20 protein-coding genes are annotated in these 18054 nt (G+C 66.7%); 11 read left to right on the plus strand and 9 right to left on the minus strand.

Going from position 1 to position 18054, the window contains the following annotated elements:
- Window positions 1-45: 45 nt before the first annotated feature.
- Window positions 46-765: a flagellar basal body P-ring formation chaperone FlgA gene (gene flgA, locus AC6H42_RS05700; protein WP_057157532.1), complete on the minus strand. Its 720-nt coding sequence runs from the start codon at window positions 763-765 to the stop codon at window positions 46-48.
- Between the two features lie 155 nt (window positions 766-920).
- On the opposite strand from flgA, the gene flgB reads away from it, so the two are divergent.
- The 11 genes from flgB to flgL all read left to right on the plus strand — a co-directional run bounded on the left by flgB (window position 921) and on the right by flgL (window position 11781).
- Complete coding sequence (gene flgB, locus AC6H42_RS05705; protein ID WP_057157533.1) at window positions 921-1334, plus strand: flagellar basal body rod protein FlgB; 414 nt, start codon at window positions 921-923, stop codon at window positions 1332-1334.
- 2 nt (window positions 1335-1336) lie between these two features.
- On the plus strand, window positions 1337-1744 hold the full coding sequence (flgC, locus tag AC6H42_RS05710) for a flagellar basal body rod protein FlgC (RefSeq protein ID WP_057157534.1): 408 nt from the start codon (window positions 1337-1339) through the stop codon (window positions 1742-1744).
- Between the two features lie 25 nt (window positions 1745-1769).
- Entirely contained in the window at window positions 1770-2450 is a 681-nt protein-coding gene (locus AC6H42_RS05715) for a flagellar hook assembly protein FlgD (RefSeq protein WP_057157535.1), read from the plus strand.
- A 34-nt stretch (window positions 2451-2484) separates the two neighbouring features.
- Window positions 2485-4029, plus strand: a complete 1545-nt coding sequence (locus AC6H42_RS05720) for a flagellar hook protein FlgE (protein ID WP_057157536.1) — start codon at window positions 2485-2487, stop codon at window positions 4027-4029.
- Between the two features lie 14 nt (window positions 4030-4043).
- Window positions 4044-4787 carry a flagellar basal-body rod protein FlgF gene (gene flgF, locus AC6H42_RS05725; protein WP_497547591.1) on the plus strand — a complete coding sequence of 248 codons (744 nt, stop codon included), beginning with the start codon at window positions 4044-4046 and terminating at the stop codon, window positions 4785-4787.
- A 67-nt stretch (window positions 4788-4854) separates the two neighbouring features.
- Window positions 4855-5637, plus strand: coding sequence for a flagellar basal-body rod protein FlgG (gene flgG, locus AC6H42_RS05730; protein ID WP_057157539.1), 783 nt, complete (start codon window positions 4855-4857; stop codon window positions 5635-5637).
- Between the two features lie 16 nt (window positions 5638-5653).
- Window positions 5654-6310: a flagellar basal body L-ring protein FlgH gene (locus tag AC6H42_RS05735; protein ID WP_057157540.1), complete on the plus strand. Its 657-nt coding sequence runs from the start codon at window positions 5654-5656 to the stop codon at window positions 6308-6310.
- A gap of 2 nt (window positions 6311-6312) precedes the next feature.
- On the plus strand, window positions 6313-7431 hold the full coding sequence (locus AC6H42_RS05740; protein ID WP_497547592.1) for a flagellar basal body P-ring protein FlgI: 1119 nt from the start codon (window positions 6313-6315) through the stop codon (window positions 7429-7431).
- Between the two features lie 10 nt (window positions 7432-7441).
- Window positions 7442-8431: a flagellar assembly peptidoglycan hydrolase FlgJ gene (flgJ, locus tag AC6H42_RS05745; protein WP_497547594.1), complete on the plus strand. Its 990-nt coding sequence runs from the start codon at window positions 7442-7444 to the stop codon at window positions 8429-8431.
- A 111-nt stretch (window positions 8432-8542) separates the two neighbouring features.
- The gene (gene flgK, locus AC6H42_RS05750) at window positions 8543-10498 is read left to right on the plus strand and encodes a flagellar hook-associated protein FlgK (RefSeq protein WP_057157545.1); all 1956 of its coding nucleotides are present in this window, start codon (window positions 8543-8545) and stop codon (window positions 10496-10498) included.
- A gap of 23 nt (window positions 10499-10521) precedes the next feature.
- Window positions 10522-11781, plus strand: a complete 1260-nt coding sequence (flgL, locus tag AC6H42_RS05755; RefSeq protein ID WP_082552108.1) for a flagellar hook-associated protein FlgL — start codon at window positions 10522-10524, stop codon at window positions 11779-11781.
- Here flgL and fliR read toward each other — a convergent pair whose 3' ends face one another.
- The 8 genes from fliR to AC6H42_RS05795 form a co-directional block, all read right to left on the minus strand.
- Entirely contained in the window at window positions 11782-12642 is an 861-nt protein-coding gene (gene fliR, locus AC6H42_RS05760) for a flagellar biosynthetic protein FliR (RefSeq protein WP_497547595.1), read from the minus strand.
- A 13-nt stretch (window positions 12643-12655) separates the two neighbouring features.
- Window positions 12656-12925, minus strand: coding sequence for a flagellar biosynthesis protein FliQ (gene fliQ, locus AC6H42_RS05765; protein WP_025595552.1), 270 nt, complete (start codon window positions 12923-12925; stop codon window positions 12656-12658).
- A 13-nt stretch (window positions 12926-12938) separates the two neighbouring features.
- Complete coding sequence (gene fliP, locus AC6H42_RS05770) at window positions 12939-13703, minus strand: flagellar type III secretion system pore protein FliP (protein ID WP_057157547.1); 765 nt, start codon at window positions 13701-13703, stop codon at window positions 12939-12941.
- On the minus strand, window positions 13693-14463 hold the full coding sequence (gene fliO, locus AC6H42_RS05775) for a flagellar biosynthetic protein FliO (protein WP_229418314.1): 771 nt from the start codon (window positions 14461-14463) through the stop codon (window positions 13693-13695). Before fliO ends, fliP begins: the two co-directional genes overlap by 11 nt.
- The gene (gene fliN / locus AC6H42_RS05780; RefSeq protein WP_056393969.1) at window positions 14460-14879 is read right to left on the minus strand and encodes a flagellar motor switch protein FliN; all 420 of its coding nucleotides are present in this window, start codon (window positions 14877-14879) and stop codon (window positions 14460-14462) included. The genes fliO and fliN overlap by 4 nt, the downstream gene beginning before the upstream one ends.
- Window positions 14880-14904: 25 nt before the next feature.
- Complete coding sequence (gene fliM / locus AC6H42_RS05785; RefSeq protein WP_056393971.1) at window positions 14905-15885, minus strand: flagellar motor switch protein FliM; 981 nt, start codon at window positions 15883-15885, stop codon at window positions 14905-14907.
- A 29-nt stretch (window positions 15886-15914) separates the two neighbouring features.
- Entirely contained in the window at window positions 15915-16427 is a 513-nt protein-coding gene (gene fliL, locus AC6H42_RS05790) for a flagellar basal body-associated protein FliL (RefSeq protein ID WP_057157549.1), read from the minus strand.
- Between the two features lie 67 nt (window positions 16428-16494).
- Complete coding sequence (locus AC6H42_RS05795) at window positions 16495-18051, minus strand: flagellar hook-length control protein FliK (RefSeq protein WP_497547596.1); 1557 nt, start codon at window positions 18049-18051, stop codon at window positions 16495-16497.
- Window positions 18052-18054 lie beyond the last annotated feature (3 nt).

An 18054-nucleotide genomic window follows, 5' to 3' on the forward strand; every position in this document is an offset into this window, starting at 1 on the left:
GGATCTGAGTAATTAACGGCGCCGTGATCATAAACTTTAGCGTTATTAGAACGCCACCTCCACCAGGCCCCCGGCTTTCGCCACGCCGCTGACCTGCTGCCCCCCGGCAGTCCTCACTTGCACGATCTGTCCTTCGGACGCGGCCGCCACCGCGCGGGCCTCGGCCGACACGCGGAAACCGGCGCCGCCGGACACCACCCGCACCAGCTGGCCGGCCGTGATGACCTGCTTGCTGCGCAGCGTGTCGAGCCGCATCGGCGTGCCCGCCGCCAGCGACACGCCGGCGCTGCGGCCGACCACCTGGCCGATGTCGGTGGCTATGCCGGCCGGCAATGTTGTCAAATCGCCCTTGACCAGCACCAGCTGGCCCGCCTCGATGGGCTGGCCCTGGGCCAGCGGCACGGCGCTGGCCACATAGTCGGCCTGCACCGTCACATTGGCTTGAATATACACCGTCCATGCGGAAGGGGCCGCACAGCGCACCCCTACCGTGGTCTTGCCCCAGGCGCGCGCGCCGGGCATGAAAAAGGCTTGCAGCTGGGGGCAGGGGGCCAGCGCCATGCGCTGGTCGATGGCACCCACGTTGACCGTGACGGCGCCCGGCAGTCCCACCGTCTGCGTCTGCAGGAATTGCTCCACGGCCTGGCGCACGGCGCCCAGGTCCTGGCGCGCCGGCGCGGCCGGCTGCTGGGCCACGGCCTGGGCAGCGGCGGCGCCCAGCGTGGCACTCAGCATCAATATGGCGGTCAACAGTGTGCGTTTCATGGTCGGTTCCCTTCGAATGTGGCCATGATAGCCCGCGCGCGCGCGGCCGAAGCGGGGAATAAGACGGCAAATCCGGGGCTGCTCGCGCGATCGGATCGCCATGCCCATCCGTATCATCGATCCTGTCACCAATAGAAAGTGGGCCGGAGGTAGCGATGTTAGGAAAACTGGACGAATTCATGCGCTTTAACGAGACGGCGCTGAGCCTGCGCTCGCAGCGCCAGACCGTGCTGGCGTCTAACATCGCCAATGCGGACACGCCGAACTACAAGGCCAAGGACATCGACTTCACCGCCGCCCTGACCAGCGCCATGGCCGGCGCATCCCAGCCGCTGAAGACGACGGCGCAGAAACATTTCCCTGTCCCCCAGCAAGGAGCTGGCACGCTGCCGGACGGTACGCCGCTGCAGTACCGCGGCATCGTGCAGGGGGCGGTGGACGGCAACACGGTGGACATGGATGTGGAACGCAACCAGTTTGCCGACAACGCGCTGCGCTATGAAGCCGGCATTACGCTGATCAATTCCCAGATCAAGGGATTGATGGCGGCGATCCAGGGAGGACAATAACCATGTCGCTGTTTAGTATATTTAACGTTTCCGGTTCGGCCATGAGCGCCCAGGCCCAGCGCCTGAACGTGGTGGCCAGCAACCTGGCCAATGCCGACAGCGCCACCAGCGCGAGCGGCGAGGCCTACCGCGCCAAGCAGGTGGTGTTCGAGGCGCAGCCGGCCGCCAACGGCGGCGCGTCCACCGGCGTCAAGGTGCAGCGCGTGATCGAAGATCCGTCGCCGCTCAAGCAGGTGTACGACCCCAAGCACCCCATGGCCGACGACAAGGGCTATGTCAGCATGCCCAACGTGAACGTGGTGGACGAGATGGTCAATATGCTGTCGGCGTCGCGCTCCTACCAGACCAACGTGGAAACCATGAACGCGGCCAAGTCCCTGCTGCTGAAAACGCTGACCATCGGTCAATAAGCCCATTTAAACAAGAGAGAAATCGATGCCTACCGCCGCCACCACCGCCGCGCCCGTCAGCGACGTGCTGCTGAACGCCGTCAACCCGAAAAAGGCCGTCGCCACCGACAGCGTGCAGGCCGACACCGACAAGTTCATGACCCTGCTGGTCACCCAGCTGAAAAACCAGGACCCGATGAGCCCGCTGGACAATGCGCAGATCACCAGCCAGCTGGCGCAGCTGTCGACGGTGACCGGCGTCAACAAGCTGAACACCACGCTGGAGTCGCTCAAGTCGAGCTACCAGTCGGCCGAGAGCGTGCAGGCGGCCGGCATGATCAACCACGGCGTGCTGTCCGAGGGCAAGAACGTCGGCCTGGCTGACGGCAAGGCCATCCTGGGCATCGACCTGGGCACGCCGGCCGATACGGTGAATATCGTCATCAAGACCGCCGCCGGCAAGGAAGTGGACACCATCCAGCTGGAAGACCAGCCGGCCGGCACCCTGCCCATTACCTGGGACGGCAAGACGTCAGACGGCAAGACCCTGCCCAACGGCAATTACGTGTTCAGCGTCGAAGCGCGCTCCGGCGGCAAGGTGCTGAAAGACGCGCTGGGCCTGCAGTTCGGCGTGGTGGCCAGCGTGTCCACCGGCGCCGGCGGCGTCAAGCTCAACGTGCCCACCTCGGGCCAGCTGAGCATGTCCGACATCAAGCAAATCCTGTAATTACTTTGTCACCCACCACCGCATAGGGGAAATCATGTTCCAACAAGGACTCAGCGGCCTGAACGCCGCAGCCAAATCGCTGGACGTCATCGGCAACAACATCGCCAACGCCAGCACCGTGGGTTTCAAAGGCTCGCAGGCGCAATTCGCCGACCTGTACGCCAACTCGCTGAACGGCGTGAGCGGCAACAACGCCGGTATCGGCGTGTCGGTGTCGCGCCTGGCGCAGCAATTCACGCAGGGCAATATCGAAACGTCCAACAACCCGCTCGACATCTCCATCAACGGCGGCGGCTTCTTCCGCACCACCACGCCCAGCGGCGGCGTGCAGTACAGCCGCAACGGCCAGTTCCAGCTGGACAAGACCGGCACCATCATCAACGCCCAGGGCAATGCGCTGACCGGCTATCCTGTGACCAAGGACGGTGTGGTGCTGCAGGGCGCGCCGGGCCCGATCAAGATCGACACCGCCGACCTGGTGCCGGTGGAAACCACCAAGGCCAACTTCGAGCTGAACCTGGACTCGCGCAGCAAGGTGCCGGAAAAGGTACCGTTCAACGCGCTCGACCCGCTGACCTACAACAAGCAGACCGTGCTGGACGTCTACGACAGCCTGGGCAATCCGCACGTGATGTCGACGTTCTACGTCAAGACCGACGCCAACACCTGGGACGTGTACGTGGCCAGCGACGGCGTCGAGCAGGCGGCGGCGGCAGTGGCAGCCGTGGTCAACAACGACGCCACCCTCAAGCCGCTGCGCGACGCCTACCAGGCTGCGGTGCAGACCGGCGATCCGGTCCAGATCGCCGACGCCAACACCGCCTACTCGGCCGCCGCCGGCGCCTTGATGCAGGCGGCGCTGGACGCCGTGCCCAACGTCACGCCGGCGCAGAGCGCCAGGCTGCTGGCCGCCTACACCGCGCCGACCGACGTCGGCGCGATTGTCGGCACCAATCCAGACAAGATCAACGCGGCGCTGGCCGCTGCCATCAGCGCGCCGGCCAGCAAGGTGGGCACCCTGGTGTTCGACCAGAAAGGCTCGATCAACACCACGGCGATGGCCGCGCTGACCCCGGCCCAGTCGCTGCCGTTCAGCATCACGCTGCCGCTGTTCCCGGACACCGGCTCGGTCGAGCCGCTGGTGATTGAAACCTCGTTTACCGGTACCACCCAGTACGGCACCGCCACCAGCGAAAAGGCGTCCACCCAGGACGGCTACTCGTCCGGCCACCTGGAGCGCTTCGCGGCCGGCGCCGACGGCGTGATCCTGGGCCAGTACAGCAACGGCAAGTCGCGTCCGCTGGGCCAGATCGTGCTGGTCAACTTCGCCAACCCGGACGGGCTGACGCCGCTGGGCAACAATGCCTGGGCGGAGAGCTCGGCCTCCGGCACGCCACAGGTGGGCACGCCGGGCACCGGCAGCAACGGCCAGCTGCGCTCGGCCTCGGTGGAAACTTCGAACGTGGACCTGACGGCCGAACTGGTCAACATGATCACCGCGCAGCGCGTCTACCAGGCCAACTCGCAGACCATCAAGACCCAGGACCAGGTGCTGCAGACGCTGGTCAACCTGCGTTAATAGGAAGGCAAGCCATGGACCGCCTCGTCTACACCGCCATGACCGGCGCCAGGCATGTGCTGGAGCAGCAGGCCACCGCGTCGAACAACCTGGCCAACGCCACCACCACCGGCTTTCGCGCCCAGCTCGATTCGTTCCGCGCGGTGCCGGTGCAGTCCGAGGGGCTGCCGACCCGCACCTTCGTGGTCGATTCCACCGTCGGCGCGGATTTCCGCGCCGGGCCGATCCAGACCACCGGGCGCGCGCTCGACGTGGCCTTGCGCGGCGAGGGCTGGATGGCGGTGCAGGCGTCCGACGGCACCGAGGCCTACACCCGCAACGGCAGCCTGAAGGTGAGCGAAAACGGCTTGCTGCAAACCACCAGCGGCCAGACCTTGATGGGCGAGAACGGCCCGATCGCGATCCCGCCGCAAAGCGAGGTGGCGATCGCTTCCGACGGCACCGTCAGCTCGATCGACACCAGCCAGACCAAGCCCGGCCCGGCCAACGTGCTGGGGCGCATCAAGCTGGTCAATCCGGAGACCAAGGGCCTGGAGCGCGGCAACGACGGCCTGTTCCGCCAGAGCAGCGGCCTGCCGGCCGCGGCCGACGTCAACGTGCGCCTGGTGGACGGCGCGCTGGAAGGCAGCAATGTCAACCCGGTGGACGCCATGGTCAACATGATTTCGCTCGGGCGCCAGTTCGACATGCAAATGAGCTTGCTGAAGAATGCCGAGAATAACGCCGCGAAAGCCACCCAGATCCTCGCTTTGACTTAACGCTGCCCCCTGCATAATGGTGACGTGGAAAAAGCCTCGGCTGCCACGCCATTAAGGGAGAAAGCAAATGATACGATCGCTGTGGATAGCCAAGACCGGCATGGAAGCGCAGCAAACCGCGATGGACACGGTTGCCAACAACCTGGCCAACGTCAGCACCAACGGTTTCAAGAAGTCGCGCGCCGTGTTCGAGGACTTGCTGTACCAGAACGTGCGCCAGCCCGGCGCGCAATCGTCGCAGCAGACGCAGCTGCCGTCGGGCATGCAGGTCGGCACCGGCGTGCGCCCGGTGGCCATCGAGCGCATCCATACCCAGGGCAACCCGCAAGCGACCGGCAACGATAAAGACCTGATGGTCAACGGCAACGGCTTCTTCAACGTGCTGCTGCCCGACGGCACCACCGGCTACACCCGCGACGGCTCCTTCCAGCGCGACAGCAACGGCCAGATGGTGACCTCCAGCGGCTTCGTGCTGCAGCCAGCCATCACCATCCCCGCCAACGCCAACAGCATCACCGTGGGCCGCGACGGCACGGTGTCAGTCACCCTGCCGGGCCAGACCGCCGCGCAGCAGATCGGCTCGATCCAGCTGTCCACCTTCATCAACCCCACCGGCCTGGAGTCGAAGGGCGAGAACCTGTACGTGGAAACCGGCGCCTCCGGCGCGGCGCAGAACAACACGCCCGGCACCAACGGCACCGGCGTGATCCTGCAGGGCTATGTGGAAACCTCGAACGTCAACGTGGTCGAGGAAATGGTCAATATGATCCAGACCCAGCGCGCCTACGAAATCAACAGCAAGGCCATCACCACGTCGGACCAGATGCTGGCCAAGCTGTCGCAGCTGTAAGCAAAGGAATACCGCGATGAAAGCACTCCTCCCCATCATGGCAGCGGCCGGCCTGGCGCTGGCCGGCTGCGGCACCGCGCCGACCTCCATCGTGCAAGGCGAGACCACCGCGCGCCCGCTGACGCAGGCGCAAATGGCCGCGCCCAGCAACGGCGCCATCTTCCAGGCGCAGGCTTACCGCCCGCATTTCGAAGACCGCCGCGCACGCCTGGTGGGCGACGTGATCAACATCGTCATCACCGAGCGCACCTCGGCCGGCAAGAACGGCGCCAGCGCCGGCGGCAAGTCCGGCAGCATCAACTTCAAGGCCCCGGGCCAGCTGGCCGGCACTTTTGGCAGCCAGATTACCGCCGCCGCCGACAACAAGTTCGCCGACAACGCCAGCCAGAGCGCCAGCAACACCTTCACCGGCACCATGGGCGCCACCGTGGTCGAGGTCCTGCCGAACGGCAACCTGATCGTGGCCGGCGAAAAGCAGATCGCGCTGGACAAGGGCGTGGAGTACATCCGCTTCTCCGGCATGGTCAACCCGGACACCATCGGCACCGGCAACACCGTGGCCTCGACCGCCGTGGCCGACGCGCGCGTGGAATACCGCACCAGCGCCAAGATCGACCGCGCGGAAATGAACTCCATGGCGGCCCGCTTCTTCCTCAGCGTGCTGCCGTTCTGATCATGAAAAACACTACCCGACTCCTCGCCGCCGCCGTTGCCGCGCTGGCCCTGCTGGCCGGCGCCGCGCCGGCCGCCCGCGCCGAGCGCCTCAAAGACCTGGCCAGCGTGGCCGGCGTGCGCCAGAATCAGCTGATGGGCTATGGCCTGGTGATCGGCCTGGACGGCACAGGCGACCAGACCACCCAGACCCCGTTTACGGTGCAGACCGTGATGTCCATGCTGCAGCAGATGGGCATCACCCTGCCGGCCGCCAACACCTTGCAGCTGAAGAACGTGGCGGCCGTGATGGTGACCACCTCGCTGCCGGCGTTCGCCCAGCCGGGCCAGCTGATGGACGTGACCGTGTCCTCCATGGGCAACGCGAAAAGCCTGCGCGGCGGCACCCTGCTGATGACGCCCCTGAAGGGCGCCGACGGCCAGGTGTACGGCATGGCGCAGGGCAACGTACTGGTGGGCGGCGTCGGCGCGCAGTCGGGCGGCACCTCGGTGGTGGTCAACCATTTGAGCGTGGGCCGCATTTCCGGCGGCGCCACCGTCGAGCGCGCCGTGCCGAACTCGCTGGGCGAGGGCAACCAGATCCGGCTGGAACTGCACAGCACCGATTTTTCCACCGCCAGCCGGGTGGTGGACGCTATCAACGACAAGTTCGGCGCCGGCATCGCCTATGCGCTGGACGGCCGCGTGATTCGGGTGCAGTCGCCCTCCAGCAGCGACCAGCGCGTGGCCTTCATCGGCACGCTGGAAAACCTGCAGGTGAACCCGGCCCAGATGGCCGCCAAGGTCATCATGAACGCGCGCACCGGCTCGGTTGTGATGAACCAGGCGGTGTCGCTCGAGACGTGCGCCATTTCGCACGGCAACCTGACGGTGTCGGTGTCCACCGACCCGCAGGTCAGCCAGCCCGGGCCGCTGTCCGGCGGCCAGACCGTGGTTACCCAGACGGCCAATATCGACATCAAGAAGGATGCCGGCAAGGTCATGATGGTCAAAGGCGGCGCCCAGCTGGCCGACGTGGTCAAGGCGCTCAACGCCATCGGCGCCTCGCCGCAGGACTTGCTGGCCATCCTGCAAGCGATGAAGGCCGCCGGCTCGCTGCGCGCCGAACTCGAGATCATTTGAGGACGCCGCCATGATACGCCAGAGCCCCACGCTGCCCGCGAACGACCTGAACAACACGCTGGCGGCCGACGTCAAGAGCGCCGCCGCGCTGCGGCGCGACGCCGGCAGCGGTTCCAGGGACGCGCTGAAGGGCGCCGCGACCCAGTTCGAGGCCATGTTTATCAACATGATGATGAAGAGCATGCGCGACGCGTCGCCGGGCGAGGGCATGCTGGACAACCAGCAGAGCAAGATGTTCACCTCCATGCTGGACCAGCAGACCAGCCAGAACCTGGCCAAAAAGGGCATCGGCCTGTCCGACGTGCTGGTGCGGCAGCTGTCGCAACAGAACGAGCAGGCGCTGGCGCTAGGCGCCGAGCCGGCCGCGTCGGACGCGTCCGGCATTCCCAACGCCGGCAACCTGGCCAGCGCGGCGGCGGCGGCCAGGCTGCAGCGCGCCATCGAGGCGGCCGGCGGCACGGCGGCGGCCAACCGGGCCGCCAGCCAGGCCGACGTGCCGGGCGGCAGCGCCGCCGCCATGGACAGCGGCAAGGGTTCGCAGGCGGCCCATGTGCGCGCCTTCCAGTCCAAGCTGGGCAGCCACGCGGACGAGGCCAGCAAGGCCACCGGCATTCCGGCCAAGTTCATGCTGGGCCAGGCGGCGCTGGAGAGCGGCTGGGGCAAGCGCGAGATCAAGGGCCGCGACGGCAGCAACAGCAACAACCTGTTCGGCATCAAGGCCGGGCCGGGCTGGAAAGGCAAAACGGTCGAGGCCGTCACCACCGAGTACGTCAACGGCAAGCCGCAGCAGCGCGTCGAACGCTTCCGCGCCTACGACAGCTATGCCGACAGCTTCAAGGATTACGCGAAGTTGCTGACCAATAACCCCCGTTATGAAAAAGTGCTGGCCAGCGCCGGCGACGCCAGCAAGTTCGCGCACGGTCTGCAGAAGGCCGGCTATGCCACCGACCCGCAATACGCCAGCAAGCTGACCCGGATTATCAAGCAATCCCTTGCTTAATGAATACGCAAGGAATGCTAAAGAACAACAAATGGCGCACTGTTGCCGGGGCGTATTTCAAGTTTTGGCGGCCGCTGCCGTAGACTAACCATATAACGAAAGTATTTCACCATGAGTCTTCTCAGCATCGGCAAAAGCGGTTTATTGGCAGCGCAGGTCGGTTTGTCCACGACCGGGCACAATATCGCCAATGCCAACGTGCCCGGCTACAGCCGCCAGACCGTGGTCCAGTCCAACACCCAGCCCCAGGGCAGCGGCGGCTATTTCATCGGCACCGGCACCGAGGTCACCCAGATCAAGCGCCAGTACGACGATTTCCTGACCAAGCAGTTGCTGGGCGCGGAAACCAAGGCGGCCAGCCTGAACGGCTTTTACGCCCAGATCAGCCAGATCGACAACTTGCTGGCCGACAGCACCTCCGGCCTGTCGCCGGCGCTGCAGGACTTCTTCAAGGGGGTGCAGGACGCCACCGCCAACGCCGCCACCGACGCCTCGCGCAGCGCCATGCTGTCGACCGCCAACACGCTGGCGGCGCGCTTCCAGGGCTTGAATGACCGCCTCAACGAGATCAGCGCCGGCGTCAACAGCCAGATCACGGCCACCGTCACGCAGATCAATTCCTATGCCGAGCAGATCGGCAAGCTGAACAACGACATCGCCGGCCTGACGGTGGACCCGTCCAAGGCGCCCAACGACCTGCTGGACCAGCGCGACCAGCTGATCAGCGAACTGAACAAGCTGGTCAAGGTCAACGTGGTCAAGGGCGATTCCAACACGCTGACCGTGTCGATCGGCACCGGCCAGCCGCTGGTGATCGGCAACCGCAACTTCGAACTGGCCACCACCACCTCGCTGACCGACGTCAGCCGCGTGACGGTTGGCTACAGCACCGGCAACCAGATTTCCCCGCTGCCGGAAGGCGCGCTGAGCGGCGGCCAGCTGGGCGGGCTGCTGGAATTCCGCAGCGGCGCGCTGGACCGCGCGCAGAACGAACTGGGCCAGGTGGCCGCCGGGCTGGCCGCCAGCTTCAATGCGCAGCACAAGCTGGGCCAGGACCGCAATGGCGACCTGGGCGGCAATTTCTTTGCCGACATCAACGCCTACATCGGCGTCGACAGCCGCAACTCCGAGCTCAGCACGGCGGTGGTAAGCGGCGTGGTCAAGGACGCCAGCGCGCTGACCTCGAGCGACTACGACCTCAACTATGACGGCACCAACTACGTGCTGACGCGCGCCTCGGACGGCCAGGCCACGATCCTGACTTTCCCGCAGACCACCGGTCCGCAAATGGTGGACGGCGTGGAGTATACGCTGACCGGCACGCCCGAGACGGGCGACCACTTCCAGGTGCGCCCGACCTTCCAGGCCGCGTCCGACTTCAAGGTGGCGCTGACCGACGTCGGCAAGATCGCGCTGGCCGCGCCCATCGTCACCAACGCGCCGCTGGCCAACACCGGCAACGGCAAGATCACGCCCGGCACGGTCGACGCCAACTACCTGACGCCCGGCAATCCGCTGACCGCGCCGGTGACGCTGACCTACGATTCGGCGACCGGCGAGCTGAGCGGTTTCCCGGCCACGCAGGACGTGGTGGTGACGGCCAACGGCGTGAGCACCACCTATCCGGCCGGCACCAACGTGCCCTACACCGACGGCGCCAGCATCAGTTTCGGCGGCATCAACATCGCCATCAGCGGCGCGCCGGGCAACGGCGACACTTTCTCGGTGGCGCCCAATACCGGCGGCACGCGCGACAACCGCAACGGCGCGCTGCTGGGCGACCTGCAGGCCAAGAACATCCTGAACGGGGGCAAAACCACGTTCCAGAGCGCCTACGCGTCCATGGTCAACTTCGTCGGCAACAAGACCAGCGAAACGATGATAGGCGCCAGCGCGGCGGAGGCGGCGGTCAAGCAAGCCTCGAACGCGCAGCAAGCCGTTTCCGGCGTCAACCTGGACGAGGAAGCGGCCAACCTGCTGCGCTACCAGCAGGCTTACCAGGCGTCCGGCAAGGTGATGCAGATCGCCAGCACGCTGTTTGACACGCTGCTGGGCCTGGGCCGCTAAAGACATCGCAAGGAAATGCAATCATGAGCATGCGCATCAGTTCCAAGACCATCTTCGACAACGGCGTGGGCCAGCTGGGCACGCTGCAGTCGGCCATCGCCAAGACCCAGCAGCAGCTGGCCACCGGGCGCCGCGTGCTGACCCCGGCCGACGACCCGATCGCCTCGGCGCGCGCGCTGGAAGTGACGCAGTCGCAATCGATCAACACCCAGCTGGCCACCAACCGCGCCAACGCGCGCGCTTCGCTGTCGCAGGAGGAAGTGGCGCTGACCTCGGTCACTTCGCTGTACCAGGACATCAAGGAGCTGGCCGTCAAGGCCGGCGCCGGTTCGCTGACCAACAAGGACCGCGAATCGCTGGCGGTGGAGCTGGAAGGGCGCTTGCAGGACTTGCTGGGCATGGCCAACACGGCGGACGGCTCGGGCGGCTACATCTTCTCCGGTTTCAAGGACAGCATTCCGTTCACGCTGAACGGCACCGGCGCCACCTACCAGGGCGACCAGGGCGAGCGCACCTTGCAGATCGGTTCGTCGCGCAAGGTCAGCATCAGCGATTCGGGCAGCGCCATCTTCGAGAACAACGTCACCGGCAACAGCAAGTTCCAGACCGGCGTCGATCCCGCCAATTACGACCGTGGCGGCACCGGCATCATTTCCCCGGGCGCGGTAACGGACCCCAGCGCGCTCACCGGCCACCAGTACGCCATCAACTTCACGGTGGTGCCCGCCACGCCGGGCGTGCCCAAGGTGACCACCTACACGGTGATGGACTTGACGCTGGGCGTGCCGGTGCCGCCGGCGCCGGACCCGGCCGACCCGATTCCCTACACCAGCGGCAAGAGCATCAACTTCGACGGCCTGCAGTTCGAGATCAAGGGCGACCCGGCCGACCTGGACAGCTTCACGGTCGACCCGAGCGACAAGAAGTCCGTGTTCGAGACCATGCAGGACATGCTGAAGGCGCTGCGCGTGAACGGCGAGGGCGCGGCGGGCCAGGCGCGGCTGACCAATGCGCTGAACCAGGCCAACTCGAACATCGACAATGCGACGGACAACCTGCTGGCGGTGCGCGCCTCGGTGGGCGCGCGCATGAAGGAGCTGGACTACCTGGACAGCTCGGGCGAGGACTTGAACATCCAGTACGCCACCACCCTGTCCAACCTGATGGAAGTGGACACCATCCAGGCCATTTCCCTGTTCACCCAGCAGCAGATCAACCTGGAAGCGGCGCAGAAGTCCTACAAGACGCTGACGGGCTTGTCGCTGTTTAACTTCATCAGCTAATCAGCCCGGCAGCGAATTGACAGCCGGCCCCGGCGCTTGTTTTAACGGCGCCGGCGGCGCCGGCGGCCGCGGCTCGCGGTCGGCCCAGTTGCGTGGAAACTGCCGCGCGCTCTCTATGCCCTGGTTGAACAGCTTCTGCAGCGGCGTGGCCATATAGGGCAGGACCATGGCCAGCACCAGGAAGCCGATGCCCAGCGTGATCGGGAAGCCGATGCCGAACAGGTTCAGCTGCGGCGCCGCCCTGGTCAGGATGCCCAAGGCCACGTTGATGATCAGCAGCGCCGCCACGATGGGCAATGCCAGCTGCATGCCGGCGCTGAACACCCGTCCGCCCCAGTCCGCCACGTGCTTGAAGCCGCTGCCGGCAATCGGAATGCCGGACACCGGCAGCGTCTGGAAGCTTTCGGCCAGCGCCGACAGCAGCACCAGGTGGCCGTTCACCGACAGGAAGGCCAGCGTGGCCAGCAGCGCCAGGAACTGGCTGATGGCCGACGAGCGGCCCTGGGTGTTGGGGTCGAAGAAGGTGGCGAAGCCCAGGCCCATGGTCAGGCTGCTGATTTCGCCGGCCATCTCGACAGCGGCGAACACGATGCGCAGGGTAAAGCCCATGGCCACCCCGATCAGCAATTCCTGCGCCAGGATCAGCAGGCCGGCGTAGGACATGGGGTCGGCGGCGGGCACGGCCGGCACGGTGGGCGCGATCACCATGGCCAGCAGCACGCCCAGCGCCAGCTTGACGGTGCGCGGCGTGCTGCGGTTGCCGAAGATGGGCGCGGCGGCAATCAAGCCGAGGATGCGGGTGAGCGGCCACAGCAGGGAAGCGATCCATGTGTTGATCTCGACGGTGGACAGCGTGATCACGGGTGCGCCGCCATCAGTTGACCAGGCCGGGAATGCCTGTGAAGACGTTGCGCATATAGTCCAGCATGACCGACAGCATCCACGGCCCGGCCACCACCAGCGCCACGAACACGCCCACCAGTTTGGGGATGAAGGACAGCGTGGCTTCGTTGATCTGGGTGGCGGCCTGGAAGATGGACACCACCAGGCCGATCACCAGCGCCACCAGCAGCATGGGGGCGGCCACCATCAGCGTCACCTCCATGGCGATGCGGCCCATCGTCATGACGCTTTCGGGTGTCATGGGCGCTCCTTCACTAGTAGAAACTCTGGGCCAGCGAGCCGATCAGCAGCTGCCAGCCGTCCACCAGCACGAACAGCATCAGCTTGAAGGGCAGCGAAATGACGGCCGGCGACATCATCATCATACCCATCGACATCAGCACCGAGGCCACCACCATGTCGATGATGAGGAAGGGGATGAAGATGGCGAAGCCGATCTGGAACGCGGTCTTCAGTTCGCTGGTCACGAAGGCAGGAATCAGCACGCGCAGCGGGACGTCCTCCGGCCCCTGCAGCGCGGGCGTGCGCGACAGCTTGACGAACAGCGCCAGGTCGGCCTGGCGGGTCTGCTTGAGCATGAAGGACTTGAGCGGCGCGGCGCCTTTTTCCAGCGCCTGCTGCATGGTGATCTTGCTTTCCTGCAGCGGCAGATAGGCTTCGCCGTAAATCTTGTCGAGCACCGGGCCCATCACGAACAGGGTCAGGAACAGCGCCAGCCCCACCATTACCTGGTTGGGCGGCGCCGACTGGGTGCCCATGGCCTGGCGCAGCAGCGACAGCACGATGATGATGCGGGTGAAGCTGGTCATCATCAGCAGCGCGGCCGGGATGAAGGTCAGCGCCGTCATCAGGATCAGCGTCTGCAGCGACAGGCCGTAGTTGGTGCCGCCGCCCGGGGCCGGGGTGGCCGTGAAGGCCGGAACGGTCGGGTCGGCGCCGGCCCATAGCGGCACGGCCGCCAGGCCCGCCGCAAGCAGGCACTTCAGCACAGCGGCGGACTTGCCTTGCTTATTTGCCATTACGTTTTTCTATCGTCTGTTTGAACCATTCGGCGAAGTTGGCGCCGGGCAGGGCGCCTGGCGCCGCGCCGGATGCCGCGTTGCCTGCAGCCGTACCGGCATCGAAGCCGTCGGCGCCGTCCGGGCGCGGCAGCGTGGCCAGCGCGTTCATGCGGCCGGGGGAGGCGCCCACGACTATCCATTGCCCGCCCACTTCCACCACCAGGATGCGCTCGCGCGCGCCGACGCTGAGCGCACCGACCAGCTTGACGTGCGCGCCGCCGGTGATGGTTTTCGGGCCGAAGCGCTTCAGCAGCCAGGCCAGGCCGATCAGCAGGCCCAGCACCAGGATCAGCGAGAAGATGGTGGTCAGCAGGCTGCCGGTGGCGGTGGGCGCTTGCGCCGGATCGATGGCGGTGGCCGGGGCCGGCCGGGCGCCGGCCAGCGCGGCCTGCTGCTCGGGCGTGGCGGTCGGCGCGGTAGTGGCTGGGACTGCGGCAGGGGCGGATGCGGGGGCCGCGGCGCTGTCAGGCGCGGGCGCGGCGGAGCCGGCAGCGGCCGGCGGCGCCACGCCGGCGGTCGCCACGGCGGCGGCGCCCGCAGCCTGGGCTGCGGCGGCCGGCAAGGCGGCGGGGTCGGGCTGGGCCGCAGGCTTGCTGGCGGAGGAAATCGAACCGGAGGCGGTTTGCGCCGCCAGCGCCGGGGCGCCGGCGAACATGGCGGCTGCGGCCAGCGCGGCCAGGACCGCCGCTGGCGCGGCAAACGGGAAAGCAGGCTTCATTTATTCAGTTTTCGGATGCGTTCGGAAGGCGTAATGATATCGGTCAGGCGGATACCGAACTTGTCGTTCACCACCACCACCTCGCCCTGGGCGATCAGGCAGCCGTTCACCAGCACGTCCATCGGCTCGCCGGCCAGGCCGTCCAGTTCGACCACCGAGCCCTGCGCCAGCTGCAGCAGGTTTTTGATGGCAATCTTGGTACGTCCCAGTTCCACCGTCAGCTGCACCGGGATATCGAGGATGAAATCGATATCGTTGTGGGTCTCGGTCTTGGACGGCTGCTTGGAAAAGTCCTGGAACACGGCGGCCTGCGCGGCCTGCTGGTTTTGCAGCGCTTCGGCTTCCGCCTTGGCCTGCTCGGCGATCGCAGCGCCCCAATCATCATCCAAGCTTTGATCGTCTTGATTATCCGACATATTTCTCTCCAGTTACTTCGCTGTATTACTTCGTGTTATCGGCGTTCGCCAGCAATTTCTCTACTTTTAACGCGTATTGTCCGTTCAGCACGCCATAGGTGCAGTCCAGCACGGGCACGCCATCCACGGTCGCCTCGATGCTGGCCGGAATGTTCAGCGGGATGATGTCGCCCACCCGCATGTTCAGGATCTCGTCGAAGGACACCTTGGCCGTGCCCAGCGACGCCACCAGTTCCACCTCGGCGATCTGGATCTGCTGCGTCATCAGGCGGATCCAGCGCTTGTCCACTTCCAGCGCCTCGCCCTGCAGCGAGGAGGTCAGCGCGTCGCGGATCGGTTCGATCATCGAGTACGGCATGCAGAAGTGGATCTGGCCCGACACCGAACCGAGCTCCACCGTGAAGGTGGACGCCACCACCACCTCGTTCGGCGTGGCGATGTTGGCGAACTGCGTATTCATTTCCGAGCGGATGTACTCGAACTCCACCGGGTACACCGGCTCCCAGGACTTGGTGTAGGCCTCGAACACGATATCGAGAATGCGCAAGATGATGCGCTGCTCGGTCTGCGTGAAGTCGCGGCCCTCGACCCGGGTGTGGAAGCGGCCGTCGCCGCCGAACAGGTTGTCCACCAGCAGGAACACCAGGCCCGGATCGAACACCATCAGCGCGGTGCCGCGCAGCGGCTTCATGTGCACCAGGTTCAAATTGGTCGGCACCACCAGGTTGCGGATGAATTCGCTGTACTTGGACACCCGCACCGAGCCCACCGACACTTCGGCGCTGCGGCGCAGGAAATTGAACAGGCCGACGCGCAGCAGGCGCGCGAAGCGCTCGTTGATGATCTCGAGCGTCGGCATCCGGCCCCGGACGATGCGCTCCTGGGTCGCCAGGTTATAGGTTCTGACTCCCGCGACTTCTTCCGGCGCCGCGGCGTCGTCCTGGTCGCCATTGACGCCCTTTAAAAGGGCATCAACTTCTTCCTGGGAGAGAAAATTATCAGCCATGGCTTTCTACTGGTTGGACTTTACTAGGGTCACTGAATAATGAAGGAGGTAAACAGCACCTCGGTCACATCCTGCTGCGGGCCGCGATCCTCGAACGGTGCGCGCACCTGTTCCATGATCTCGGCGCTCAGCTGCTGCTTGCCTTCCGGCGTGTTGATCTCCGACGCCTTCTTGCTCGACAGCAGCAGCAGCAGGCGGCTGCGCACCTTGGGCATATTGTTCTTGATCACTTCCACTTCCTCCAGGCCGCTCACCTGCAGCGTAAAGGCCAGCTGCAGGTACTGCTCGCCGTTTTCCGGCTGCAGGTTGACGGTGAACGGTTCTATCGTCACGTACACCGGCGGGCCGGACTTGGGCGCGGACTTCTTCTGCTTGGCCGGCGCTTCGTGATCGCCGCCGCCCTTCAGCATGAACCATGCGCCGCCGCCGCCGGCAGCGGCCAGCACGGCTACCAGGCCGAGGATCAACACCAATTTCTTGGAGTTGGCCGGAGCGGCAGCCTCTGCTTTCGGTTCCGCTTTTAATTTAGGATTCGCTTTCAAAGTTACCCTTGCAGCTGAAGTGGATCATGTCGCCATTATGGCACGCCTTGCGTGCCGGTCAGAATGGTCAGGCGAAGGTATCGACCATGCCGAGCGCGCGCTGGCGCGGCGCCGGCGCAACAGCGGCGCTGTCGTCGCCGCCGCCGTCACCGCCTCCGCCGTTGCGGCCGCCACGGCCGCCGCCCTGCTGCGCAGCGCGGGCCTGGTCGAAGCCGTTGTTTTGATCCGACATGCCGGCCGAGACGGTGGCCTCGCCCAGCTGGATGCCGGCTTCGCTCATCATTTCACGCAGGCGCGGCATGGCCGCTTCCAGCGCGGCGCGCACTTCCGGCTGGGCCGAGGTGAAGCTGGCGCTGGCGGCATCGTTCGACACGTTCAGCACCACCTGCAGCGGGCCCAGGTCGGGCGGGTTCAGTTCCAGCGTGGCGCTCTGCTCGCCGCCGCCCACCATCCACACCACCTTCTGGCCCACTTGCTGGTCCCAGGCGGCGGTGCCGACGCGCGCCTGCAGCTGGTTGCCGGCGGCGGCGTTGGCGGCCTGGACCGTGGCCAGCTGGGCTTGCGCGGCGGGCGCCACGGCGGCGGGCGCGGACGGTGCGGCTTCCTTGAGCAGGGCGGCGAAGTCCGTCCTGGCGTCGCGCGCGGCGGCCAGCTGGGCGTCCGCGTCGGGCTGGGCGCGGCCGGCTTGCGCCTGGCTGGCGTCCAGCACGGCCGGTGCGCGGCCGGCGCCGGTGTCTTCTGCCGCCTGGCCGCTGGCGGCGGGGCCGGCTTGCGCTTGCGCGCCGGACTGGTGCTTCTGCATGGCCTGGGCGGCGGCATCGAGCGCCGCTTTCAGCGTTGCGGCATCCGGATCGGCTGCGCCGGCAGTACCGGCGCTCTCGCCGTCCAGGGCGATGGCGCCGTCCGTGGCGGGCGTGGCACCGGCTGCAGCGCCGGCGGCAAGGGCCGCAGCGGGGTCCGGGTCGGCGGCCGGACCCGGGCCCGGCAGCAGGGCGGCGAGGCCATCGCCGGCCTGGCTGGCCGTGTCGTCGGGCAGGCCGGCGGCGGCAACCGTGCCGGCTGCGGCGGCCGGCTGGTTGAAGGCGGCCATCAGGGCCAGCATGGCGGCCATGGGATCGGCGGCCTGCGCGGCGGCGGCCGCATCGGAGGCGGCGGCGGCATCGGCAGCGCCGCCGCCTGTGCCGGCATCGGCGCTGGATTGGGTGTCGGCGCTGCCGGCGGTGGGGGCGGGCGCGCCCCCGGCGGCCGGCGCGGCCTTGTCAGGCGCGCCGGCCGGTTTGCCATCCTCGCCACGGCTGGCGGCGGCAGCGTTGGCGGGTTTGTGTGCCGGCGCGGGCTTGGCTTGCTCGCTTGCGGAGGCGGCCTGGTTCTGGCTGGCTGGCGCGGGGCGCGCGGCGGCTTGGGGCGCAGCCGGCTTGGCCTGGCTGGCACGGCTGGCCTGGTTGGCGGAAGAGGCCGCCGCGCCGGCGGGCGCGGCCGGACGGGTCCATGCCTGGCGTTGCTCGATCTGGCGCGTCAGCGCCTGCTGGAACTGGCTGTCCGGCGCCGCGGACGCGGCCTTGCCCGCCTGCGTGCCGGCGTTGGCGCCTGCGCCCGTGGTGGTGTTGATGAGCGGTGTCTGCATGAT

It is taken from the genome of Massilia sp. NBRC 108631, from assembly GCF_059704565.1.